Here is a 24675-nt window from a genome sequence, read left to right as displayed (position 1 = left end):
ATACATGCACGAACTTGATTTGATCATAACATTGACAGGTGGTTTAACGGCGGCGCTGATTTTCGGCTACCTGACCCACCGCCTGGGCTTGTCACCAATTGTCGGCTATCTGCTGGCCGGAATCGCGGTTGGAGCGAATACTCCCGGTTTTGTTGCCGATCGCGCCATGGCCGAGCAGTTTGCCGAAATCGGGGTTATTCTGCTCATGTTCGGCGTCGGCCTCCAATTCCATGTCAAGGAACTGCTGGAGGTGCGCCGTGTGGCGGTACCCGGAGCCGTGTTCCAGAGTCTCGTTGCCACCCTGCTGAGTGTCATGGTCGCACGATGGCTGGGTTGGAGTTGGTCTGCCGGGATCGTCTTCGGTTTTGCCGTGTCCGTTGCCAGTACGGTGGTGCTCCTGCGCGTGCTGGTGGATCACAATGAACTCCATACGCCCACCGGACACATTGCTGTTGGATGGCTGGTGGTTGAAGACCTGTTCACAGTTTTACTGCTGGTAATTCTCCCCGTACTGTTCGGCCCTGCCGTTAGCGGCGCCACGGGCCTTCCCCTGGCCATCGCCATCTCTCTGGGAAAAATAATCCTCCTCGTCGCCCTGACTTTTCTGATTGGCGGCCGGTTGATCCCCTGGCTGCTGGAGCACGTTGCCGCCACCCGTTCACGGGAGCTGTTTACCCTCACGGTCCTGGTTCTTGCCCTGGGAATTGCAGTTGGTTCCGCCCAGATGTTCGGTGTTTCCATGGCTCTCGGAGCCTTTCTGGCCGGCATGGTGGTACGGCAGTCTGATTTCAGCTTTCGTGCTGCTTCCGAGGCGCTGCCGATGCGGGACGCCTTTGCGGTCCTTTTCTTCGTCTCGGTGGGAATGCTCTTCAATCCTGCCCACCTGATGGAATCTCCCGGCCTCGTGTTTACCACCCTTGCCATCATTCTGGTGGGGAAACCGCTAGCCGCGCTTGTTATCGTCCTTGTCCTCGGGTATGCCCCGCGTGTCGCACTCTCTGTTGCCGTGGCCCTGGCCCAGATCGGAGAATTTTCCTTCATCCTGGCTACTCTCGGCAGAAGCCTGGGAGTTCTGGGTGAAAGTGAAGCCAACACGCTCATCGCCGCCTCGATCATCTCAATAAGCATCAATCCGCTCCTGTACCGTCTCATCGCCCCTCTGGAAAACCGGGTCAAGCACACCCGTCTGTGGCAGATGCTTGAAGCCCGGTCAAAGCCACACAAGCTGGAGGGAGCAGAAACCATTCCCAGTGACATGCCTGTTTCACGGGATAGCGCAATCATTGTGGGATATGGACCGACAGGAAGGACTCTGGCACGACTGCTCGACGAGAACGGTATCGATCCCATCGTCGTGGAGATGAACCTCCACAGCGTCCGCCATCTCCAGACCGAAGGCATTGCGGTCATCTACGGTGATGCTTCGCTTCAGGAAACCCTGAAACAAGCCGGGGTGGAAACTGCTTTTGCCCTTATCCTCACCTCTGCGGGAATGCAGGGAACCGAAGAGGTCATCCGAATATCGCGGAGCCTTAATCCCAACCTCCGCATCTTTGCACGTGCGGCGTATCTGCGGGATATTCCGGCCCTGCGCCGGGCTGGAGCCAATGCCGTCTTTTCGGGAGAAGGAGAGATTGCGCTCAACATGACGGAGCACATGCTGCGCAAGCTTGGTGCTACCGACGAACAGATCGACCGTGAACGGGAACGGGTCAGAGCCGAGCTGTCAGGGGGAACCGTGGCGGTATAGCCAGTTGAACCTGATGCGCATATTTTGAATTGAATCTGTGTAACGAGGTATCGCCATGAGAATTCTACTTGCAATTGATGGATCACCGAGCAGTGACGCAGCAGTAGCAGAAGTATGCCGACGGCCCTGGCCAGCTGAGAGTGAGGTTCGCATCATAACCGTGATGACTCCACTGGAATCAATGCTGTTTCGCGAGAAATTTCATCATCCCGAAGTTTTTGATGATGTTTTCAAACAACAAGGAGGGGAAGCTGCCAAGCGCCTGCACGATGCCGCAGCGCACCTTGAACAACGCGCCGACATTCGTGTTACACCTGTGCTGTTGGAGGGACTGCCCAAGGAAGTCATTCTGGACGAGGCGGAACGCTGGGGTGCCGATCTGATCGTGCTCGGATCCAACGGCACGGGGGCTATTCGATATCTGTTTCTGGGCTCCGTCGCTCTGGCCGTCGCTATTAATGCGCATTGCTCGGTTGAAATCATACGCAATAAATTCTGAATGTGGATTCAATCGGACTTGTCGGACTGGTCTGACCTGCCTGACTAGTCGGAGGTTTGCTGTTCAAGTCGCGCCTTTCTTCTCCATATAGGCATTAAAGCGTTCCACATGCCCCTGGGCCAGCTTACGGGCCTTTTCTCCTTCGCCGGCCGCCACTGCCTCGACAATGCCGCGCAGATCGTCATAGTTCTCCTGCAGCCTCTGCTTGCCATAGCTCAGATAGTTGTCGTAATAGGTGTGGATGTTGCTATAGACGCTCTCCAGCACGCTTATGTACAGCTGGTTGGCGCTGATGCGCGCCAGGGCCATGTGCAGCTTTTCATCGGTGCGGATGAAAGCGTTCCATCCCTTGCGCCCCAGCTTGAGATGGCCTTCGGCCTCCCCCAACAGCTCCCGCAGGAAAGCTATATCCCCTTCGCTGGCTCGCTGGGCCGCCAGGGCAGCCACGCCCCCCTCGATCCCTTCACGGAAGGTGGCCAGGTCCTGCAGCGATACGGTACGGTTGCGGATCAGCAGGCCGATGTTTTCGCTGAGTTTGTCGCCGTTGACTTCCCGGACAACCGAGCCGCCGGAAACACCGGTGCGGATCTCGATCAGCCCTTTCTGCTCCAGCACCCGCAATGCCTCGCGCAGCGTCCCCCGGCTGACACCGAACTGTTCTTTCAGCTCGCGCTCGGCGGGCAGCAGGCTGCCCGGCTTGAGGGTGCCGGCAACGATGGTCTCCTCGATCTGTTCTACTACGCCCTGATATGCCTTGTTTTGTCTGACCTGTTTGAACATGTGTTTTCCTTTAAATTGTCGTTCCTTATACATCAGACCTGCTCCCAGGACAAGAGGCAGCAGGAATTTCTTGACAATCAGCGGCAAAAATTTTACGAATGGTTAAACCATTCGCGCATATTCAAGATGATGATATAATACTTGGAACAAGGAGAACAATATGGAACCAGCGTTGAACGCCAAAATCATCGGCAGGGGCAAGGAATTTTTCAACTCCATCAGCGGCGAGAAACCGTCGCTGTTCAACAAAGGCGCCTGGATGGGCAAGGCGATGGACTGGAGCATGAAGAACGAACAGTTCAAGGTACAGATGTTCCGCTTTGTGGACGTTTTCCCGGCCCTGACCAACGGCAAACTGCTGACCGATCACATCAGGGAGTACTTCGGCAACGAGAAGGAGATGCCCTCCTTCCTTTCCACCGGCGCCAAGGTGGCCGGCATGTTCGGTTCACTGGGGGGAGCGGTGCTCAACAAGGCCATTTCTGCCAATATCCAGGAAATGGCCCGGCAGTTCATCGTGGGCGAGACCACCAAAGAAGCCATCAAGAACCTGGAAAAGCTGCGCAAGGAGGGTTTTACGGCCGTCATGGACGTGCTCGGTGAGGCAACTCTTTCCGAAGCCGAGGCTGAAACCTACGTGAATACCTATCTGGAACTACTGGAGGCCATGAAGAAGGAACAGGGCAGCTGGAGCGGTCTGGCCGGTAAAGGGGGAGACAGCAAGCTGGACTGGGGACACGCCCCCAAAGTCAACATCGCCGTCAAGCCCACCGCCCTGTTCTGCCTGGCCAACCCCCAGGATTTCGAAGGATCTGTTGTCGCCATCATGGCACGCATGGAGCGCATACTGATCAAGACCATGGAGCTGAACGGCTTTCTGTGCATCGACATGGAATCCTACCGCCACAAGGAGATCATCCTGGAGGTGTACCGCCGCCTGCGTCTCAAATACCGCGATTACCCCCACCTGGGCATCGTACTGCAGGCCTACCTGAAGGATACCGACAAGGACCTGGCCGATCTGCTGGCCTGGGCACGGCAGCAGAAGGTGATGCTGTCGGTGCGCCTGGTCAAGGGAGCCTACTGGGACTACGAGACCGTCAAGGCCAAGCAGAATGACTGGGAGATCCCGGTCTGGACAATCAAAGCCGAGTCGGATGCCGCTTTCGAACGCCAGTCGCGCATGATCCTGGAGAACCACGACATCTGCCATTTCGCCTGCGCCTCCCACAACATCCGCAGCATCTCGGCAGTGCTGGAAATCGCCAAAGAGCTGGGCGTGCCCGACGAGCGCTACGAGTTCCAGGTGCTCTACGGCATGGCCGAACCGGTTCGCAAAGGCATACTCAAGGTGGCCGGCCGCGTCCGCCTGTACTGCCCCTACGGCGACATGGTGCCCGGCATGGGCTACCTGGTGCGCAGGCTGCTGGAAAACACAGCCAATGAGTCCTTCCTGCGCCAGAGCTTTGCCGAAGAAGCCCAGATCGAGCGCCTGCTGGAAGACCCGGCAGTGACGGCGGAACGGGAACGCACAGCCCGTGCGGCCAAACCGAAAAAATCACACAGCGGCCCGGGCGGCCTGTCCCGCTTCAACAACATGGCCATGGTTGATTTCACCCGTGCCGAGCATCGCGCGGCCTTCCCCGCAGCCATCAGCTCCGTTCGCGCCCAGCTGGGCAAGACCTACCCGCTGTTCATCAATGGCCGGGAAGTCACCACCAGCGACACCATCCCCACCGTCAACCCGGCCAAACCCTCCGAGGTACTCGGTCTCATCTGCCAGGCCGGCATACCGGAAGTGGAAAAGGCCATAGCCGCAGCCAAATCCGCCTTTCCGGCCTGGCGTGACACTCCACCAGAAGTGCGTGCCGGTTACCTGCTCAAGGCAGCCGAAATCGCCCGGAAGCGCGCTTTCGAACTGTCCGCCTGGCAGGTGCTGGAGATCGGGAAACAGTGGGACCAGGCTTACGCCGATGTGGCCGAGGCCATCGATTTCCTCGAATACTACGCCCGGGAGATGATCCGGCTAGGCAAGCCCCAGCGGGTGGGACACGCCCCGGGAGAACTGAACCATTACTTCTACGAACCCAAGGGGCTGGCGGCAATCATCGCACCCTGGAACTTCCCCCTGGCCATCAGCATGGGCATGGCTTCGGCCGCCATCGTCACCGGCAATCCTGTGGTATTCAAACCATCGGCAATTACCGGCATCATCGGCCATCACCTGGTCGAGATCTTCCGCGAAGCCGGCCTGCCCGACGGCGTCTTCAACTTCGTACCGGGACGGGGCAGCGTGATGGGTGACTTCCTGGTGGACCACCCCGATATCAGCCTGATCGCCTTCACCGGCTCCATGGAGGTTGGCCTACGCATCGTCGAGCGTGCCGCCAAGGTCCACCCCGGACAGCCAAATGTCAAAAAGATCATCTCCGAGATGGGGGGAAAGAACGCCGTCATCATCGACGATGACGCCGATCTGGACGAGGCGGTGCCGCACGTGCTCTATTCAGCCTTCGGCTTCCAGGGGCAGAAATGTTCGGCCTGTTCACGCCTGATCGTACTGGATGCAGTGTACGACCGTTTCATGGAGCGCCTGCTGGCCATGGCCAAGGCCACCAGCGTCGGGCCTTCCGAAGATCCCGCCCACTACATGGGGGCTGTGTCCGACGACAAGGCCATGAAGAGCATTCTGGAATACATCAACATCGGCAAGCAGGAAGGCCAGGTGCTCTACATGAGCCCGACCCCGCAGGGGGAAGGCTTCTGGGTGCCGATGACCATCATCGGCGGCATCCGGCCGGAGCATCGCCTGGCCCAGGAGGAGGTCTTCGGACCGGTACTGGCTGTGATGCGCGCCAAGGACTTCGACCAGGCCATCGAATGGGCCAACTCCACTCGCTTCGCCCTGACCGGCGGCATCTTCAGCCGCTCGCCGGAGCATCTGGCCCAGGCCAGGCGCGAACTGCGCGTCGGCAACCTCTACATCAACCGCAACAACACCGGCGCCCTGGTTCAGCGCCAGCCCTTCGGCGGAGCACGCATGTCAGGTGTCGGCACCAAGGCCGGCGGCCCTGATTATCTGCTGCATTTCATGGATCCGCGGGTGGTTACCGAAAACACCATGCGCCGGGGCTTCGCACCTATGGAAGAGGATGACGATTGGGTAGAATAGAAAAATCCCGGAGTCTGTCGGGTTTAGGAAATGGAGAAGATAGGTTGAAATGAGGAATGACTGATTACAGGGCCCGCTCCATGCGGGCCTTTTTTTTGGGGATTGAGGTAATGAGGAGGGCGCCTATCAAGGCGCCCTGTTGTGGTGTCATAACTTATTCGTTTTTATCACCGCAGCTTTGCAGATACGGGCGCCGTCAAGGTGCGTGGCTAGCCCCCGGGCCAGGGCCACGGCCTGGCGCACGTAGTCGGCCGGCAACACCTGGCCGTTGAAGGTGTTTTCCAGCGCCAGCAGCCGGGTGCGGGCAAAGTGCGCCCCCAGGCCGGGGCCGTGATGCTTGATGGCACCAGCCACCTTGTCCAGCAGCAGCAAACCATCGGCCGCATTCTCTATGGGCTGGGGCACGATGGAACCGAGGATCGCCGCGCCGCCCCCCTCGAACTTGTAGGCATGGGCAAGCTGGCCGACGATGTACTCGTCGCCTCGTTCGCAATGGGCCATCAACGCCGCCAGGTTGCTCTGGGTGCCCGCTGGGCAGGAACAGGGCGGCCTCCTTGCCGCTGCGCTCCGCCACGGCGGCCTGCAACCTGCTTACTGTGGGGTCATCGCCCACCTCGGCTGCCATCATGGCCGCGCGCATTTCCGGTGTCGGCCGGGTCACGGTATCGCTGCGAAGGTCAATCATATGTCCGGTCATCTTGTTCCCCTTCAAATAATCTTTTTCAGAAATTTACCTACGCTTTTGGTAGCGGAGCAAATTCTACCGGCACCCAGCTGTAGCAATCCTCGCCGTCAGCACGGGAGAAATTCCTTGGGGCACTGCCCGGAATCCGAAAGGAATCCGAATAGGTTGATCCCCCCAGTTTTGGGGCGGTGTCTAACCGGCTGGCTATACCTTCCCGTAATTGCTGTAAATTGCCGACTTATCTGAATCATAGTCGTCAAACCTGCCGAGGGACTGCACAATAAATCCGTCTATCTCAAGCCGAATCAGTAGAATTTCTCCTCCGATATAAATTTTGTTTTCTTTGGTTTCAGATGATTGCAGTTCTCTTTGGCTGTTCATCATGGTTTTGAAGTCTTTTGGTAGTTCGTATGATTCTGGGCAGTTAAACTCTGGTTTTCCTGACAATCCATATGGGATGACTTTTGATTCAAAATTGTCCGCAGAACTGTACATGATCGGATACAGTTTTTGATCTTCTTCGGAGAAACCAAAATGGAAAATAGTCGTTGTAGCGTTGTCAGGAATGGAGAACTCTTTTTTGTAGCTACTCCAGAGCAAGGCAAGGTTTTTAGGTGTGTGATAGTCGAGGTTGACGATACCTTTGACAATCATTCTGTCATTTATGTGAAGAAACCACCTATCGCAGAATCCGCCGCATCCTGTTCCAGCAATGACCATGCGTAGGTGTGGAACGATAAAAGCCTTGGTGGTGAATTTAAAAGGGACACCTGGTATCTTGTTTGATGTAGCAAGTGTGTCGGTGGCAATTAATGCTTGACTTTCATTGGTATAGAAAATTAGTGACGACACCTTTACTCCTTCAGTTTCTTGATGTTAGTCCGAACTCAAGTCAGCAAAACAATTCGGTCATTTTTATTCTTGGTAATCAAAGCGGAGCGGTGGAGCGAAGCGAAGGCCGGCTGTCGCCGCATGTTAGATTAAGACTTGTTCCATACTCTTAAATGTGAAAAAGGTTTATCTTCAACAGCAATTAGTGTTGGATGGTCATGTGGGGTAGATTCAATCAGTTCAAAAATCTTGCTTGACTCTTTATCGCACTCTGAAATCAACTTGTTAACAAAGTATTCTTTGCCAGCGTCAGAGCTCGCGTAAATCAACTCAAAATTAGTAGGTAAGAAAAAATCATCGATAATAGGTTTATCTCTTAAATTATAGGCGGGAATGTCTCCAAGATCTGAATCAACTAAAAGTCCTACTTTAAAATCTTCCTTAAAATAAGGATTGGCCATAATCGCAAGTATTGCTTCTCGCCACGCTGTATTTTCTGGTTTATGCGGAATATTCCAAAACTCTAGAGCATGAATGGGGGCAAAGAAAGCTAACGTCATGTCATCATTTGGCCTGAATTTGCATAAAATAACACAGGCAACAGATATCTTATTGTTATTTATGATCTTGGTGTTGGTATCAATCACGTAAAATAGGTCGTAATTGCAGAGCGCGACATGAATATCAGTTCGTAATTCATCAGCTTGTATTTGTGATTTATGGAGAACCTTTGGCTTTTTCGCTCTTTCATATGAAGTTTCCAAGTTAGCCTGCACCGGCGTTAACTGTTGACCTTTATGAAAGAATGCAACTTCGCCCTATGGGGTCACTCTGACAGCGTCAATTGCAACCGGTCTCCCCATATCCACCGTAATACTCGTTGTTCTTGTTTTGCGGTTCAGGAAGCAGCAATTTTTAAACTTCTTACCGCTGCCACAGGAGCAGCGCTTATTTCTATTTTTGCCTTCCGACATTAACTACCCCCTCGCCCCACCCACGTCAATAATTTTCGAGCGCGAAACCCTGAAGTGGCGGGTCTCCCGACAGAGGAACATCACCCCCCCTACGTCAGTACAGCCAGTCCTCAGTTTTAAACAATTTCAAAAACCCCTTGACTCACCGGTATACCGATTATAATGTTACATAAAATACTCAGTATACCGGTGATAAGTTATGCAAACGACCAAACTTTACGAAATCCTCTCCTCCTACAATCGATATTGGACCACTGGCGACATCGATGCCGGTATCACGAGAGATCTTCTCGCTGACTGCCTCGGCCAGCTTGATTCCAAGGAAATTGTTGTCCTCAAAGGGGTGCGACGGTGCGGCAAGTCAACCCTCATGGCGCAGGTAATTGGGGAACTGCTTGCCCGTAATGTGCAGCCGACCTCTATCCTGCGGGTCAACCTGGAAGAGCCGCTTTTCTCCTCGGAATATTCTGTGGAACTGCTGGAGCAGATATATCGCACCTATCGGGAACGGGTGCAGCCGGAAGAGAAATGCTGGCTCTTCATGGATGAAGTGCAGAATGTACCCGGCTGGGAGAGCTGGGTACGGGGGCGCAGTGAAACAGAAGATATCAAGATATTCGTCACCGGGTCATCGTCACAGATGCTCTCCCGCGAGATCGGCACCAAGCTGACCGGCAGGCATGTGTCGTTTGAAGTCTACCCGCTTTCGTTTCAGGAATTTCTGCGGTTCGGTAATCTGGAAGTCGGGAGCGAGCTTGATTATACGTCCCGGAAAGCGACTGTCCGAAAATCGTTCAACGACTACCTGAAATACGGCGGATTTCCGGAAGTGGTGTTGAGAGAATCAACCGATGACAAAGAGCTCCTGCTCAAGAACTATTTCGAGGATCTGCTCTACCGGGATATCGTTACTCGCTACGAAATCAGAGATGTTTCCAACCTGCGCAACCTGGCGGTGTATCTGCTGACCAACGTCGCCAAACTGACCAGCATCACCAAACTGAAGAACAACTTCACCATCTCCCAGGACAAGACCGAAAACTATGTATCGGCCATAATGGAAAGCTATTTGCTGTTTCAACTGCAGATGTTTTCCTATTCGCTCAAAAGCACTATGCGGGCCGGGTTCAAGCCGTATGCCATCGATACCGGGCTGCGCAACCGGATCGCCTTCGCGTTTTCCGAAGATATGGGCTGGCTGGTGGAAAATGTGGTCTTCTGCCACCTGAAGCGACTTCATGAGGAAGTCTACTATCACACGGGCGGTAGCGAAACTGACTTTGTGGTCAAAGAGGGGATGAAGATCACCAAGCGGATTCAAGTCTGGTATGAAGATGCATCAGTGACCAGCATACCGGACCGAGAGCTGGCCTGTTTCCAAAAACCTTTGGAGGGCCATGAAGCGGCAGAATCGATACTAGTGACCAACGATTATCAAGATGTGATCGATACCGCTGGTGGCAGGATTCATTGTATTCCGGTGGCAAAATTCCTGCTGGGACTTGTGAAAAGCTGACGCAGATATCTCCTGAAACAGGATCGGCCTCACTTTCACACTATTAAGCTGCTATGCTCTCCGCACCTGCCAATCGTTGCCCCAACTCAAAGGGACGTCTACCTTCCAGAGGTAACACTTGTCTATTACGCAGCAGCCATTTGACGTAAATGAGTTATGTCCCGCAATGGTGGCGCCCCAAACATGCGGTTGTACTCACGGCTGAACTGGGAAGGACTTTCGTAGCCGACCTGAAACGCCGCGTTTGCAGCATCCATTCGTTCTGCCAGCATCAGACGCCTGGCTTCCTGCAAGCGGAGCTGTTTCTGGAACTGTAATGGGCCGAGAGCAGTCATCGTCCGGAAGTGATTATGAAAGGATGAAGTACTCATGCTTGATTGCGCTGCGAGGTCATCGATACTTAACGGCTGTGTAAAATTGCCTTTCAACCAATCGATTGCCCGCGCTATCTGATTACTCTGACTCCCCGCCGTCGCAATCTGGCGCAAGCGCTCACCCTGATCACCCACAAGTAACCGGTAGATGATTTCCCGCTGAATTATTGGTGCAAGTATCGGTATATCCTGCGGGTCGGCAAGCAGATCGATCAAGCGCTGAATGGCGGTGAGAAGTGGCAGCGTTACTTCTCCGGTCGCCATGCCACGGCTGGATTGTTGTGTACGCGGTTTGGGAAGATTATTGTCTACCATCATCTGGGTTATTTCATGCAGGTCAAATTTCAACCTGAGCCCCAGGTAAGGCCTCTCCGGACTTGCTTCGATAATTTGTACAACCGTGGGTAAATTTACTGCCGTAATCAGATAATGGTGCGCATCATACACAAAGGCGTCATCTCCCAGCAGGACCCGTTTAGCCCCTTGGGCAACCAGACAAATGCTCGGTTCGTACATACCGGTGGTCGGCTCGGTCACTTCCTCCCGCCGAAACAGCGACAAGCCCCGAACGGCTGTTGTGTGCAGATCTCCTTTTTCGGTCAATCGGGCAATGCTTTCGCCTAAGTTCAAGATCGAGTCTTCCAGCCTGTTATCCTTGATTTCCTTTATAACTGGTTTGTTTATCATATATTCCTCCTGACCAAATACTACCTGACCGCATTTAATGCGACAACAGTTATCCAGCAGTCCGTACTATCAGGCAATAAATCGAGAGGATTGGCTATTGGTCCGTGTTCTTTCTAAAGTTTTAGCTCATTTCATTCTGGCTTATAATTCATCATAATGCCGACGGACCATTTCCTGGCCATGAATCCGCTCCAGCCTGCGAACAATGAAATGGCCTCTTGCCATGTCCTGAAAATGGTCAATGAATAGCGCGTTTATTGCAGCGCCACCGACTGCCCCAACAAGAGGCACTGCCTGTGCTGCCGCTTTTTCAGATACGACAATCGAAAACCTTGATGCGACCTGGGTTATCAGTCTGACAATGGCAGGAGCACTTTTTTGCGACAAGCCCATCTTTGTTACATGCGCCGCCGCTTCAGAGATGGACTTGGCAAGCGCGGCCCGTGCTGCAAAATAACCTGTTTCAGAACTGTCGTCGCCTTTTGTAGTGCCGCCAAGAGCCAGAACATGGACACATTGCAGTTTTGAATCGGCGTGATCCAAATCCTCTCCTTCGCTGCGGGCAATGTCGGCGATTGACCGGAGCATGATAGCCGTGGAGAGCGGCAACTCTATCGTCAGAGCCGGCAAGCCGAACGCTCCGCCACCTGCACCGGTCACAGCCACGGCAAACTTGTGCCACGGTACTGGAAAAGCAGGCGCTCGAGAAAGCTGCGCGTTTCACCGGTAACTGTACCGAAGTATATCGGCGAACCGATGACAAGGGCATCGGCAGCAGCTATTTTTTCCAGCACCGGTGCCAGGTCATCATTCAGGACGCATTTTCCGTAACTTTTACCTCCGCGTGTCTTGCAAGCGAAGCAGCTTATACAACCCTTAAAGTTCAGATCGTAAAGATGAAACAGCTCCGTTGTAGCCCCTAGTGCTGCGGCTCCTTCCAGTGCCTGAGCCACGAGTGTAGCTGTGTTCCATTGCTTCCGTGGACTTCCGTTGATTCCGATGACGTTCATGTGTCTTTCTCCTCTTGTAGTGGTTGGCTTACACTATTTCTATCATGATCTCCGCCGTTCCTGCACACTGTCAGCCTCGTTGTTGGGTTATATCCATCTCACCCAATCAAGCAATAAAACGAACCCGTGACAGCGTTATGTGCAACTCGCCTTTGCCGGTCAAACGGGCAACACTCCTGCTTTTAGCACAATTTCTTAGTTACTTCTCCATCTTCTATTACAAACATTATCCAAACCATCGCACGATTAGGCAAGAAACCAGCAGGATCGGTCTACCTTCTTTTATTTGTTCAGGGGTAGGATACAATTCAACAAAGCGCGAGGTCTTGGACGAGACGAAGTCGAAACAAAAACTTGTTTCACGCTACGACGCACCAGTAGGTGCTTTTAGGCAAATCAGAGGAGAAAACAATGCAAAAACGTATCTTGGGAAAAAGCGGCCTGGAAGTTTCAGCAATAGGATTGGGATGCATGGGAATGAGCTTTTCCTACGGTCCTCCCAAGGACAAGCAAGAGATGATTTCGCTCCTCCGCACGGCGGTGGAACGGGGTGTAACATTCTTTGATACGGCAGAGGTCTATGGTCCCTTCACCAACGAGGAGCTGGTTGGAGAGGCACTAGCTCCCCTGCGAGACCGGGTGGTGATTGCCACCAAATTCGGTTTCGACACCAGTGTCGATCCAAGGGCGATGAAAGGTGCTGGGCCGGTCCTCAACAGCAGGCCGGCACACATCAGGGAGGTGGCCGAAGCCTCCCTCAAACGGCTGAGGACCGATGTGATCGATCTGTTCTATCAACACCGGGTCGACCCGGACGTGCCGATTGAAGAGGTAGCCGGCGCAGTGAAGCAGCTGATTCAGGAAGGCAAGGTCAAGCATTTCGGCCTGTCGGAAGCAGGCATCGAGACCGTTCGCCGGGCTCACGCAGTGCAGCCGGTGGCCTGTGTACAGAACGAATACTCACTGTGGTTCCGGCGCCCTGAAGAAGGACTGCTGCAGACACTCGAAGAACTCGGCATAGGCCTTGTCCCTTACAGCCCCCTGGGCAAGGGTTTCCTTACGGGAAAGATCGACGAAAGCACAACCTTCGACAGCACCGACTTCCGCACCACCCTCCCCCGCTTTACACCGGAAGCCCGCAAGGCGAACCAGGCAATGATCGATCTGCTCGGCACTATTGCGGATCGTAAAAAGGCCACACCAGCCCAGATAGCGCTTGCCTGGCTGCTGGCCCAGAAGCCGTGGATTGCGCCGATCCCGGGCACGACCAAACTGGAGCGTCTGGACGAGAATATTGGAGCAGTTACCATTGAACTGACCGCCAACGATCTGCGCGAAATTGACAGCGCCGCCGAAAAGATCAAAGTGGAAGGAGCCCGGTATCCTGAGAAATTGGAACAGCTGACCGGGCGGTGAGCACGCGAAACTATTCAGCATCGAATCATAACTCCCCCTGTCCCCCTCTTGTCTCAAGCGGGGGAACGTTCCATTGTCACTAAGGCTGGAATTTCACCAATATTCACTTTGTATCGTCCCTCCCCTTAAGCTAAGGGGAGGACAGGTGGGGTTATGGAGCAATACACTGAAATAATGACGCCAAACTCAAACTAAACAGGAGAACACACCATGTACAAAGCCAAAGCCTATTCAGCAGCCAGCGCAACATCCCCCCTGGCCTCTACCACCATCCAGCGGCGCGACACCACTGACCGCGACGTGCAGATCGAAATCCTCTTCTGCGGCATCTGCCATTCCGACCTCCACTCGGTGCGTGACGAGTGGCACAGCATAATGCCCACGGTCTATCCAATTGTTCCCGGCCACGAAATTGTCGGCCGTGTCACCAAGGTCGGCCCAGGCGTCACCAAATTCAAGCCGGGCGAGCTGGCGGCGGTGGGCTGCCTGGTGGATTCGGACCACACCTGCCCCAATTGCAAGGATGGCCTGGAGCAGCTATGCCCCAACCAGACCCTCACCTTCAATGGCACGGACAAACATCAGACGGCTCCGGTTACCTACGGCGGATACTCCGAAAGCATTGTCGTCGATGAACACTTTGTGCTTCGCGTTCCCACCAACCTCAATCTTGCCGGCGTCGCCCCCCTGCTCTGCGCCGGGATCACCACTTACTCACCGATTCGCCGTTGGGGCGACATCACGCGCAAGAAGGTTGGCGTGGTCGGCCTGGGGGGACTGGGGCACATGGGGGTCAAATTCGCCAAGGCCTTCGGCGCCCACGTCGTTGTCTTCACCACCTCACCCGGCAAGAAAGAGGATGCACTGCGCCTGGGTGCCGATGAGGTCATCATTTCCACCAACGCTAAAGAAATGCAGCAGCACGCCGGCAGCTTCAATTTCATCCTCGACACCATCGCCGCGGATCACGACATCAACGCCTACATCAACATGCTCGGCCGCGACGGCAACATCACCCTGGTCGGCGCGCCAGAAACACCGCTCCAGGTCTCCGCATTCGCCCTGCTGTTCGGCCGCCGCAGCCTCTCCGGCTCGATCATCGGCGGCATCCCGGAAACCCAGGAAATGCTTGATTTCTGCGGCGCACATAACATCACCGCCGATGTCGAAGTCATCCCCATTCAGAAAGTAAACGAAGCCTACGAGAGAATGGTCAGGTCGGATGTGAAGTACCGCTTCTCCATCGATATGGCATCGCTGAAGGGCTGAATAAATGAACCTGACATCTGCATTTCATCCCGCAAAGACGCAAAGACGATGTGGTTCGTGCCTCACCACAGGTTCATAACTCCCCCTGTCCCCCTCTTGCCTCAAGAGGGGGAACGTGCTAGCAAACTCACTGGTAATTCATCTGAAAAACGGGCCGAAACGTCCCAAACGCCACCATAGCCAAAACCATGCGTCCCTCCCCTTAAGATAAGGGACCCACAGGGCCTAAAGGAGGACAGGTGGGGTTATGAACTGGGGTTTAGCCGTTTCCAGTTTCCATCGCCAATCGAGAAAGCACCCCTTCAATCTCTTGCAACACCTCATTATTCCAAAACCGCACAACTACAATTCCGTGGCCGTTCAAATAAGCAGTTCGCTCATCGTCGTATTCTCTGCCATCGGACAGATTATGCTGACCACCGTCCAGTTCTACGGCCACTTTTTTAGCCGGACAATAGAAATCCAGAATGTACAGACCGACACTGTACTGCCGGAAAAACTTCAGCCCGAAAAACTGTCCGTTCCGCACCTTGCTCCAGAAAGCCCTTTCGGCATCGGTCTGTGTGCGGCGCAGTTTGCAGCGGCGATTTTTCAAATATGGATCGTTTTTCAGGAAGCTCATAAGCTTAAACACCTCATAACTCTCATAACTCCCCCTGTCCCCCTCTTGCCTCAAGAGGGGGAACGTGCTAGCAAATCACTGGTAATTTATCTGAAAAACGGGCCGAAACGTCCCAAACGCCACCATAGCCAAAACCATGCGTCCCTCCCCTTAAGATAAGGGGAGGACAGGTAGGGTTATGAAAACTCTCATTCCGCGTAGGATACCGGCAATAAACTGATGAATGTACTTTAAATGGCATAGCTGATCAGTTTTCTATATGATTTCAGCGTATGACACTTCAGGGAGGTCCCATGTTCATCGATCTACTCCGCATACGCCGCAGCTTCCGGCAGTTTACCCCTCAAAAAATCGCCCGGGAGGCTGTGGACATCCTCATTGAAGCTGCGCTGAGGGCACCATCTTCACGGGGAATCAACCCGTGGGAATTCATTCTGGTGGACGATCCCGAGACGATCAGGAAACTGGCAAAGGCCAAGCAGCACGGCTCAGACTTTCTGAAGAACGCGCCGCTGGCCATCGTGGTCTGTGCCGACAGCACCAAGTCCGATGTCTGGGTGGAAGACTGCTCCATCGCCGCCATCGTCATTCAGCTGACTGCGGTGTCGCTTGGGCTTGGCAGTTGCTGGGCGCAGATGCGCAATCGCCAGCATGACGATGTGAAGTCGGCCGAGAAGTATGTACAGGAAGTGCTGGGGTTGCCGGAGCAGGTAAAGGTGACCTGTATCATCGGCATCGGGCACCCGGCGGAACAAAAAACGCCACTTCCAGAGGCTGCCCTTCAGCGGGATAAAATCCGCTGGAATCGGTGGGCTTAAGAATTGAGGAGTACTTATTAGGGCGGCCAAACGGGCCGCCCTCTTCGTTTCTGCGTGAATTCGGGGAAACCGCTGAGGAACCGACACGGAGCAGGCTTTCTTGATTCTTCCACGAAGGGAGGTACCATTCCTGTATGCCAGGCCTCTCCTACGGAAGAATCATGGAACTGCACCCCCAAGACTCTCGCACCCGCTTTCAACGGAGTCTTGCAATTGTTGTCATTGCAATGCTTGCGAGTGCTCTGGCTGCCTTTGGTGCCTTCAATTATCTGAGCAACAAAGCTTCAGCGCTTGCCGGGTCACTTACCGGCATGAATTGTGTCGTATCATCGGTTGGTCCCTGCTTTCCCTGGGGCATCAAGGCATCTGACATCACCATTTGTTCGACCTCAGGAGAACCTTTGTTCGAAGCAAAGGAGATCCACTCACAAGTCAATCTCCGCCGTTACCTGCAGAAGAACAGTGCGCAAAGCGACATTTTTGGAACCCTTTACGGTGACCAGATAAAGCTGACTCTTACCCGGAATGACCGCGGAGAATGGAATTCTCCCCAGCTTGCAGCCTCCCGAAAAATCCGCGGTACCGCACAGGAGGGTATAGCGTTCCCCCGCCGGTTATCGTTCACCAACGTCACTATCCTGGTAAAAACCGGAGCAGGAGAATCAACCCGCTTCTACAAAAGCCTCGAAGCTGATCTTGATCCCGCCAAGCACTCCGTAAGCCTGAAACTTTCAGGAGACCAGGAATCGGCACGGATAACGCTGATACAGGGAACAGCGAAACAGTATCACCTGCATGCGGACAACTTTTCAATTGCACTCCTTGCGCCAGTATCAACTGTCCATCTCCCCCTTGCAAACCTGGCCGTAACCGGCAATCTCACAGCAACCACGAATGACGATAAAAACTTCGCCATCAAGGGGAGCGGCACCCTGGTAACCCAGGGACTCCGCTCTCCGTTGATATCTTCCAAAACCGTCGATGGCTTCCATCTCCCTTTTGACCTGAAGGCTGATCTTACCGGCAGCGGAATTGAAAACCTGGCCGCCACCATCAGCCTGGCAGGTGAAAGGGCTCTCGTTCAGGGGAACATTCAGGGATGGGACAAACCGGTGATAGACCTGACGACAAAGTTCCAGAATTTTTCCTATGACAATGCGATCGACGCCTTACCCCCCTCGCTTCGCCCCAGCCTGCCAGCAATCAGGCTCTCCGGCAGCATGACGGGGATATTCAGAATTCATCTGGACATGGCGGAACCGGATAGCCTGGACTACCGCTTCACCGGCCACACAGACCGGCTGGGGATCCTGAACCTGGGCGGGGAGATCGACATAAAACGCCTGAAGGGTGAGTTTCTCCACAAGGTAAGGATGAAGCCGGAAAAAGAAATTCCGATCCTGCTCAGCCCCGAAAACCCTGATTTCATCCCTTATGCAAAGATACCCTTTTCTCTCAAAAGCGCAGTGATGGCGGCGGAGGATCCTCGCTTTTTCTCTCACAGGGGATTCAGCACAAGGCACATCAGGGGCGCGTTGGTAGACAACCTGAAAGCCGGCAGAGTTGTCCGTGGTGCCAGTACGATCTCCATGCAATTGGCAAAGAATCTTTTCCTGTCCCCTGAACGTACGTTAAGTCGAAAACTTGAGGAGGTCCTCATCACCGTGGCGCTCGAGCAGAACCTGGACAAAAAGCGGATGATGGAGATCTACCTGAACATTATCGAATGGGGAGACGGCATCTACGGCATTGGTCCCGCTTCGCGCTACTATTTCGGCAAGAGCCCCGCAAAACTGTCACCAGTGGAGTCGGCGTTTCTCGCTTCCATAATAGCTCGTCCGAAAAACTGGCCCACGGATCCCCTTTCGAAGGTAGGCCGTGGGTGGCAGGAATACCTGCGGGTCATCCTGTGCAAGATGTATCGTCTGGGTGCTGCCAACGATGATGATCTGCTGAATGCGGGTGTCTCTGAAGCAAGAATTGAGCAGATGCGCCACAAGGAAACCGAAGCAGAACAAGAGGACAGCATAGTCACTCCCCCTTCCCCCGCAATCCCGCCGCTTCTCACCGATGCAGTTCCAGCGCCGTAACCTTCCGCCTCCATCAATCTGACAACGCAGGTTGCATACTTGCGGTGAAGCGGGAAATGTGGCTCCACCACCTTTTTTTGACCTTGCCTCAGGAGGTGGTACGCTTCAAGAGCAGGACACGTCGGATGCGAACAAGGAGATGCTCTATGAACTTCATTACCGTCGGCCGGGAAAATTCCGGCAACATCGATCTCTACTACGAAGACCACGGTTCAGGAGAACCGGTAATACTGATCCATGGCTGGCCGCTCTCCAGCGCGTCGTGGGAGAAGCAGGTACCGGTCCTGGTGAAATCCGGCTATCGGGTGATAACCTATGACCGCAGGGGCTTCGGCCATTCTTCCAAACCGACCACTGGCTACGACTATGACACCCTCACCAGCGACCTTCACACGCTGATGGAAAAGCTGGACATCCGGGACGCCACGCTGGTCGGATTTTCCATGGGAGGAGGCGAAGTTGCCCGCTACCTCGGGACTCACGGCTCCGAGCGAGTGAAGCGGGCAGTCTTCATGGCGGCCGTCACACCTTTCCTGCTGAAGACCTCCGACAACCCTGAAGGGATAGAAGAAAGTGTGTTCACCGGAATTCAGAAGGCTGTTTTCGAAGACCGTCCGGCTTTTCTCACGGCATTTCTCGACAAGTTTTACAGCGCAGAAGCATTGAAAGGAAAGCGGATCAGCGAGGAAGCGCTCCGGCTCAGCTGGAACATTGCCGCCGCAGCTTCGCCTGTGGCCACCCATGACTGCGTCAGGTCATGGCTGACCGACTTCCGCGCCGATCTGCGGAAGATCCGCATCCCCACCCTGGTCATCCATGGGGACAATGACCGGACACTGCCGTTGGCGGTCACAGGAGAGCGGATGAGCCGCTTTGCCGAGACCAGCCGTCTGGTCGTCGTGCCGGGAGGCCCCCATGGCCTGAACTGGACCCATCCGGAAGAGGTGAACAAGGCGCTGCTTGAGTTCCTGCGAGCATAGTTGGCAGCGGGCGATGCGGGAGTTGTCCCGCCTCGCCCGCAGGGCCGTTATTTGGAGGATACTGAGCTTTCTTTCGAGTCTGAGCACTTTCATTTTACAAACCACCTCAAACCCCTTAATTCCCATCTTACCGTAGCATCCCTCCTACCCTCTACCATGCTGTTAGTAGTGGTAAAATTCCCTCTTTTCATTAATAATGAGTCGGCTTCACTGGCTGGTTCGACTCTACTCCGTCACGCCATGTCAAACCTTTGGGGGGCATGTGGGAAAGATTGCTATAGAAAACATTGAAACCGGCATGGTGCTGGCCGCTGATGTTCTTGATCGCTCCGGGCGCATGCTATTGGGAGCCGGAGCGGAATTAACTCCGAAACATCTTGTCATTTTCCGGACGTGGGGAGTGTTGGAAGCCGATATTGTCGGCCAGGGGGCTGATGAAGCCGCGGATCTGATACCAGCGGACGTTGATCCCCAGGAACTTGCGGCTGCCGAACAGGCTTTGGACCCGCTTTTCAGGCATACCAATCGGGAACATCCTGCGATCATAGAGCTCATACGGGTTGCGGCGTTACGAAAGGTGCACCATGGCTTTGTCTAATTATCCGGTCACCACCCTTGACCGGCTGGTGGAAGAAACCGGCACGGTTTATTCGCTCCCTTTGTTCTATGAACGTTTGAATGAGACGATAAATCATCCTCGCAGCTCCGTTGATGACATCTCCAAAATCATCACCGAGGATCAGGGACTCACTGCACGACTGCTGCGGCTCTCCAACAGCCCGATGTTTGGCTGTTATGCGAAGGTCGATTCGATCACAAAGGCGGTGACCATCATCGGAACCCAGCAGTTACGGGATCTGGCATTGGCTGCCTCGATAATGGGAGTTTTCAAAGGCATTCCGGAAAACCTGCTGAACATGACTTCGTTCTGGCGACACTGTGTCGCTTGCGGCATCATTGCCCGCAGTCTGGCAATCTATCTGCGCGAGTCAAACGTGGAGCGGATGTTTGTCGCCGGCATGCTTCACGATGTGGGCCAGATTGTTCTGGCTGCATCACGGCCCGAGATGAGCCGTGAACTTCTGGAAACACAGCAAGATAACGGCAGGTTTTATCTGGAGCTGGAACGGGAACGACTTGGCTTTGATCACGCCGAACTAGGCGGAGCGCTCCTGAAAAAATGGAAAATCCCTGCCAGTATCGTTGAGCCGGTAGCGTGTCATCATACCCCTGGGGCTGCCGAGCAGTTCCACCTTGAAACAGCTCTGATTCACCTTGCGGATATAATGTGCGAGGCCATGGAGATGGGACAGGGAGCCGAGAGGGGGGTACCGCCGCTTGATGAGCGCGCCTGGGAACGGTTGGGATTGTCGGCCCATGTATTGGAAACCGTCCTGAAACAGTCGGAGCCCCAGATCAGCGAGACTTTTTCGATTCTTTCGGGAGGGATGGATGTCTGACCAGAACATCTCCAGGTCCCCCGAATTCCTCCAGGAAAGAATCAGCTATCTCGAGGAATCCAACCTGCGCTTCATATCGATCTTTGAGATGCTCGCCTCCAGCAGTGAATATCAAGGCGATCTCAGTCGGGCTAAAGACGAAGAAGCGATTTACAGGGCCACTATCTGCCAGCTGCGACGGCTTTTTCCGTTCCAATCGATCGGTTTTCTTTCCTGCGAATCAGACGGCAGCTTTGAACTGCTGGCGGCTGATCCCGCCATTGCCCAGGATACCCTGCAATCTTTGATTGATACACGCATGATGGATGGTACCTTTGCGTGGGCGCTCAACCGTAACCAGGCCGTACTGGTTCCGACTGAAACGGGAGAAACCCTGATATTACAGGTTGTGGCCACCCAGTCCCGTGTCAGGGGAATGTTTGTCGCTACGCTGCCTGGTAACTCGGCGGCACTGGATGCTCCTTCCTTAAATGCCCTTACCATCGTGTTGCACACCTGCGCCTATGCCTTGGAGAGTACCGTTTTGTACGGCATGCTGCATGATCATACCCAGCACCTGGAAGAGCGGGTACAGTTGAGGACCCGTGATCTGGAAGAAGCCCGCCTGCAAGCCGAGGCAGCCAGCCTGGCCAAGAGTGATTTTCTTGCCAACATGAGCCATGAGATCCGCACTCCCATGAACGGGGTGATCGGGATGACCGAGCTGATGCTGCAGGGGGGGCTCACTCCACAGAAGGAAAAACAGTACTTGAATGCAATCAAGGATTCAGCTGACAGTCTTATGCTGATCATCAATGACATCCTTGATTTTTCAAAGATCGAAGCCGGCAAATTTACACTGGAGAACAAACCCTTCTGTCCACGTGATGCGGTGAAACGCTGCCTGGGGATACTTTCCGTGAGGGCCGAGGAAAAGGGACTCCAGATGTTTCACCAGGTTGATTCGGCGGTGCCGGCCTGCCTGGTGGGCGACCAGGGGCGGCTGCGCCAGGTTTTGACCAACCTGGTGGGCAATGCGATCAAGTTCTGCCAGCACGGCAATATTTCCGTCGAAGTGGGTCTGAAATCCAACAATGCAGACAAGGTCGTTCTGCATATCCGGGTGAACGATACCGGCATCGGCATTCCGGAAGAGGCCTGCCAGCGAATCTTTAATCAGTTTGAGCAAGCGGACAGTTCCACCACACGAAAATTCGGAGGAACCGGACTTGGCCTGGCCATCTGCAAAAAGCTGGTGGAGCTGATGGATGGAGAAATCTGGGTAGAGAGCCAGGTGGGAACGGGAAGCTGTTTTCATTTCACCTCACAATTCCTGCTGGGGGACGAAAAGCTGCTGATCGATGAAGAGGCTATAACCGACTCCAGCTCCGCCAGACAGACTCCCCTGACGATTCTTCTTGCTGAAGATGTGGAAATAAACCGGACCCTGGTTCAGGCCATTCTGGAGCCCCATGGGCACGTGGTCATATGTGCCGAGAATGGCAGGAAAGCACTTGAGGCCTATACATCCAGGGCTTTTGATGTTGTTTTAATGGATATTCAGATGCCGGAGATGGATGGACTGCAAGCGAGCCGAGCAATTCGGGAATTCGAGCGCGAGTACGGCCGTGAGGTTCCAGCACCAATCCTGGCCATGACTGCTTTTGCAGGGAATGAGGATCGTCAGGTCTGCATTGATGCTGGAATGAATGACTACCTGACCAAACCGATCAAACCGCTCCAGTTGGTGCAGCTGTTGAATAAATATTGTGCCGGTCCCACAGGCTCTGCTGTGGAATTAACAGGTGGCGGTTTAGCAACAGCGGCGGCAGCAAATGAATTGAACGGAGCAATTGCAGTTTTTGATCAAGACGATTTACTGGAACGGCTTGGCGGACGACCAGAGATGATTCCCCGCTTCGTGGGACTCTTTTGCAAAGGTGTCCTGCCCCAGCTGGAAGGGTTAGTTACGGCGCTGGCAGCAGAAGATGCAGACGGAGTGCGGCGGCACGCTCACGCTATCAAAGGTGCGGCGGCAAATATCTCCGCTCTGCGGATACAGCAGCTAGCTGCAACAATGGAAACAACGGCCAAAGAGGGTGATCTTACAGAAGTGCCTCAGCGGCTTGCAATGTTACACCAGGAATACCGCACCTTTACAGAGACTATCAGCGCTTTGGGAATTGCAGTTTAAGTTTGTCCCTGACCATTTATTTTAATCTTGGTTTAATATTCCAAGCTGTCGTGCTAACGTGGCATCAATTTGACTATCTTGTAGCAATCAACAGGTAACTGAAATGGCCGAGAATACTTTTATAAAAGCCACGGAAAAGGAAACCAGCCTGGAAATCAAGCGCTATGGGTATCTGCTTGAGTTTCTGGTCAGCGCTGATTGTGTGGAGTGCCATTGTTCCTATACACCGACCACGACTGGAGGAACACCACTTACAGAAATCGAATTGCAGGGTTTTCTTGCACAGTTCAAAATCACCACCGGACTTATTCCCGAGGCCACCGCTGCCCTCTTGAATGCAGCTGCCAGCGGCAGAGCCTTGACCGGCCTCTTGCTGGCCCATGGCGAGGCGATGGTTCCCGGTAATGATGGCTATATTGCGTTGGCCGTTAACGATGATCTGGAGGGAGAACCTCCATCCGACGATGATGGCGGCACTGTAGACCTGCGTCATGTCCAATCGTTTTTGAATGTGGAGGCCGACGATCTGGTGGCTACGATACACCTGCCAGGGGAAGGACTTGCCGGCATGACGATCTACGGCAAAGTAATTCCACCGCAGGGAGGCACACCGGTCAAACTTCTGCTGGGGCAAAACATTCGTCTGAGTGAAGACGGAGCAACTATCTATGCCGAAGCAATGGGACGCGTATATTGTCGTGGCAACGAAATTTCAGTTGAAGATCTTTACGTCATTTCCGGTGATGTGGATTTCAAGGTCGGTAACATTACCTTTAAGGGCTTTGTCGAGGTCAAAGGCGATGTCTTGGACGGCTTCACGATCAAAGCGACCAAGGGAATCAAGATTCACGGCAACATCGGCGTCTGTACCATTGAATCCGGTGGAGATATCTTCTTCAGCGGCATGAACGGTCAGGGAAAAGCTAAAATCAAGTGTGCAGGATCGCTTGGCGCCAATTTCATCTACGAGACTGCGATTGAATGTTCGGGTAACATCTCTGTGGAAGTTGAGGTAAGGAATTGCCAGATCCGATGTCTGGGAGCGGTATATATCAATAAAGGAGGACTGGCGGGAGGCGAATGCATCGCATTGGCAGGCATTGAGAGCGGTAGCATCGGCAACGTATCTTCTTTGCGTACACGCGTGATTGCCGGTGTTAACTACAATGATCTGGAGGAGCTCAATCAGCTGTTCAACGAGCTTAAACAACTAATTGCTGATTTCAGCGCTGCCCCCAAAGGGGAAACTGATCCCCAACAATTTGCCAAGAATCGCACTTTGATCACTGAACGGATCCAGGAGGTGCGCACACGCACCTATGAAATATGCAACCCCAAAATCAATGTCCGCAAAAATCTGTATGAAGGCGTCAACATAACACTTGGCATGCTGAGCGATAACATTCGTGAAGAACGCAAAGGACCACTCTCGATGATCGAGAACACCATCGACGGAGGCTTTCGCTTCCTGGGTATGACAGCACTCTCGTTCAAGGCTCAGGCGATTGAAAAAACCTTTATCCAGGCAAAGCTTCTGGAACAACATAAAGATTGATAGCCACAGCGGAG

The 24675-nt window shown here is 53.9% G+C and carries 22 protein-coding genes; 13 read left to right on the top strand and 9 right to left on the bottom strand.

The window, feature by feature from the left end; genetic code table 11:
• Positions 1–4 precede the first annotated feature (4 nt).
• Together KJB30_RS14215 and KJB30_RS14210 are read left to right on the top strand one after the other, a co-directional pair.
• Positions 5–1750 carry a cation:proton antiporter gene (locus KJB30_RS14215; RefSeq protein ID WP_214300464.1) on the top strand — a complete coding sequence of 582 codons (1746 nt, stop codon included), beginning with the start codon at positions 5–7 and terminating at the stop codon, positions 1748–1750.
• Between the two features lie 55 nt (positions 1751–1805).
• Positions 1806–2249, top strand: a complete 444-nt coding sequence (locus KJB30_RS14210) for a universal stress protein (RefSeq protein WP_214300462.1) — start codon at positions 1806–1808, stop codon at positions 2247–2249.
• Positions 2250–2312: 63 nt separating this feature from the next.
• Here the strand turns inward: KJB30_RS14210 and KJB30_RS14205 are convergent, their stop codons facing one another.
• Positions 2313–3062 (bottom strand): FadR/GntR family transcriptional regulator, encoded by a 750-nt coding sequence (locus tag KJB30_RS14205; protein WP_246545706.1) that lies wholly within the window; start codon positions 3060–3062, stop codon positions 2313–2315.
• Between the two features lie 127 nt (positions 3063–3189).
• On the opposite strand from KJB30_RS14205, the gene pruA reads away from it, so the two are divergent.
• The gene (gene pruA / locus KJB30_RS14200) at positions 3190–6201 is read left to right on the top strand and encodes an L-glutamate gamma-semialdehyde dehydrogenase (RefSeq protein WP_214300460.1); all 3012 of its coding nucleotides are present in this window, start codon (positions 3190–3192) and stop codon (positions 6199–6201) included.
• 147 nt (positions 6202–6348) lie between these two features.
• Here the strand turns inward: pruA and KJB30_RS18670 are convergent, their stop codons facing one another.
• The 4 genes from KJB30_RS18670 to KJB30_RS18495 all read right to left on the bottom strand — a co-directional run bounded on the left by KJB30_RS18670 (position 6349) and on the right by KJB30_RS18495 (position 8691).
• The gene (locus KJB30_RS18670) at positions 6349–6702 is read right to left on the bottom strand and encodes a beta-eliminating lyase-related protein (protein WP_281415658.1); all 354 of its coding nucleotides are present in this window, start codon (positions 6700–6702) and stop codon (positions 6349–6351) included.
• A 388-nt stretch (positions 6703–7090) separates the two neighbouring features.
• On the bottom strand, positions 7091–7738 hold the full coding sequence (locus KJB30_RS14190) for a hypothetical protein (protein ID WP_214300459.1): 648 nt from the start codon (positions 7736–7738) through the stop codon (positions 7091–7093).
• A gap of 128 nt (positions 7739–7866) precedes the next feature.
• Complete coding sequence (locus tag KJB30_RS14185) at positions 7867–8481, bottom strand: hypothetical protein (RefSeq protein WP_214300458.1); 615 nt, start codon at positions 8479–8481, stop codon at positions 7867–7869.
• A gap of 54 nt (positions 8482–8535) precedes the next feature.
• Positions 8536–8691 (bottom strand): SEC-C metal-binding domain-containing protein, encoded by a 156-nt coding sequence (locus KJB30_RS18495; RefSeq protein ID WP_214300457.1) that lies wholly within the window; start codon positions 8689–8691, stop codon positions 8536–8538.
• Between the two features lie 199 nt (positions 8692–8890).
• On the opposite strand from KJB30_RS18495, the gene KJB30_RS14175 reads away from it, so the two are divergent.
• On the top strand, positions 8891–10207 hold the full coding sequence (locus KJB30_RS14175) for an ATP-binding protein (RefSeq protein ID WP_214300456.1): 1317 nt from the start codon (positions 8891–8893) through the stop codon (positions 10205–10207).
• Between the two features lie 125 nt (positions 10208–10332).
• Here the strand turns inward: KJB30_RS14175 and KJB30_RS14170 are convergent, their stop codons facing one another.
• The 3 genes from KJB30_RS14170 to KJB30_RS14160 form a co-directional block, all read right to left on the bottom strand.
• Complete coding sequence (locus KJB30_RS14170; protein WP_214300455.1) at positions 10333–11268, bottom strand: AraC family transcriptional regulator; 936 nt, start codon at positions 11266–11268, stop codon at positions 10333–10335.
• Between the two features lie 141 nt (positions 11269–11409).
• Positions 11410–11934: an EcsC family protein gene (locus tag KJB30_RS14165; protein ID WP_214300454.1), complete on the bottom strand. Its 525-nt coding sequence runs from the start codon at positions 11932–11934 to the stop codon at positions 11410–11412.
• On the bottom strand, positions 11925–12278 hold the full coding sequence (locus KJB30_RS14160; protein ID WP_496198535.1) for a flavodoxin family protein: 354 nt from the start codon (positions 12276–12278) through the stop codon (positions 11925–11927). The genes KJB30_RS14165 and KJB30_RS14160 overlap by 10 nt, the downstream gene beginning before the upstream one ends.
• Before the next feature lie 411 nt (positions 12279–12689).
• Here KJB30_RS14160 and KJB30_RS14155 point away from each other — a divergent pair, with 411 nt between their 5' ends.
• Together KJB30_RS14155 and KJB30_RS14150 are read left to right on the top strand one after the other, a co-directional pair.
• On the top strand, positions 12690–13694 hold the full coding sequence (locus KJB30_RS14155; protein WP_214300453.1) for an aldo/keto reductase: 1005 nt from the start codon (positions 12690–12692) through the stop codon (positions 13692–13694).
• Between the two features lie 210 nt (positions 13695–13904).
• Positions 13905–14963, top strand: a complete 1059-nt coding sequence (locus KJB30_RS14150; RefSeq protein WP_214300451.1) for an NAD(P)-dependent alcohol dehydrogenase — start codon at positions 13905–13907, stop codon at positions 14961–14963.
• Positions 14964–15222: 259 nt separating this feature from the next.
• On the opposite strand, the gene KJB30_RS14145 is transcribed toward KJB30_RS14150, so the two are convergent.
• A complete protein-coding gene (locus tag KJB30_RS14145; RefSeq protein ID WP_214300449.1) occupies positions 15223–15585 on the bottom strand; it encodes an endonuclease domain-containing protein in 363 nt (120 codons plus the stop codon).
• Between the two features lie 293 nt (positions 15586–15878).
• On the opposite strand from KJB30_RS14145, the gene KJB30_RS14140 reads away from it, so the two are divergent.
• The 7 genes from KJB30_RS14140 to KJB30_RS14110 all read left to right on the top strand — a co-directional run bounded on the left by KJB30_RS14140 (position 15879) and on the right by KJB30_RS14110 (position 24661).
• Positions 15879–16403: a nitroreductase family protein gene (locus KJB30_RS14140; RefSeq protein ID WP_214300447.1), complete on the top strand. Its 525-nt coding sequence runs from the start codon at positions 15879–15881 to the stop codon at positions 16401–16403.
• A gap of 161 nt (positions 16404–16564) precedes the next feature.
• Positions 16565–18493: a biosynthetic peptidoglycan transglycosylase gene (locus tag KJB30_RS14135; RefSeq protein WP_214300445.1), complete on the top strand. Its 1929-nt coding sequence runs from the start codon at positions 16565–16567 to the stop codon at positions 18491–18493.
• A 146-nt stretch (positions 18494–18639) separates the two neighbouring features.
• The gene (locus KJB30_RS14130) at positions 18640–19473 is read left to right on the top strand and encodes an alpha/beta fold hydrolase (protein ID WP_214300443.1); all 834 of its coding nucleotides are present in this window, start codon (positions 18640–18642) and stop codon (positions 19471–19473) included.
• Between the two features lie 262 nt (positions 19474–19735).
• Entirely contained in the window at positions 19736–20071 is a 336-nt protein-coding gene (locus tag KJB30_RS14125; protein WP_214300441.1) for a hypothetical protein, read from the top strand.
• Positions 20058–20933 carry an HDOD domain-containing protein gene (locus KJB30_RS14120; RefSeq protein ID WP_214300439.1) on the top strand — a complete coding sequence of 292 codons (876 nt, stop codon included), beginning with the start codon at positions 20058–20060 and terminating at the stop codon, positions 20931–20933. Before KJB30_RS14125 ends, KJB30_RS14120 begins: the two co-directional genes overlap by 14 nt.
• Positions 20926–23106, top strand: coding sequence for an ATP-binding protein (locus KJB30_RS14115; RefSeq protein ID WP_214300437.1), 2181 nt, complete (start codon positions 20926–20928; stop codon positions 23104–23106). Before KJB30_RS14120 ends, KJB30_RS14115 begins: the two co-directional genes overlap by 8 nt.
• A 103-nt stretch (positions 23107–23209) precedes the next feature.
• On the top strand, positions 23210–24661 hold the full coding sequence (locus KJB30_RS14110; protein WP_214300435.1) for a flagellar assembly protein A: 1452 nt from the start codon (positions 23210–23212) through the stop codon (positions 24659–24661).
• The last annotated feature ends 14 nt before the right edge of the window (positions 24662–24675 follow it).

This window comes from Pelotalea chapellei, assembly GCF_018531195.1.
Taxonomy (GTDB): Bacteria; Desulfobacterota; Desulfuromonadia; order Geobacterales; family Pseudopelobacteraceae; genus Pelotalea; species Pelotalea chapellei.
The sequence above is the reverse complement of the archived record's forward strand: the minus strand, read 5'-3'. Positions and strand labels throughout refer to the sequence as shown.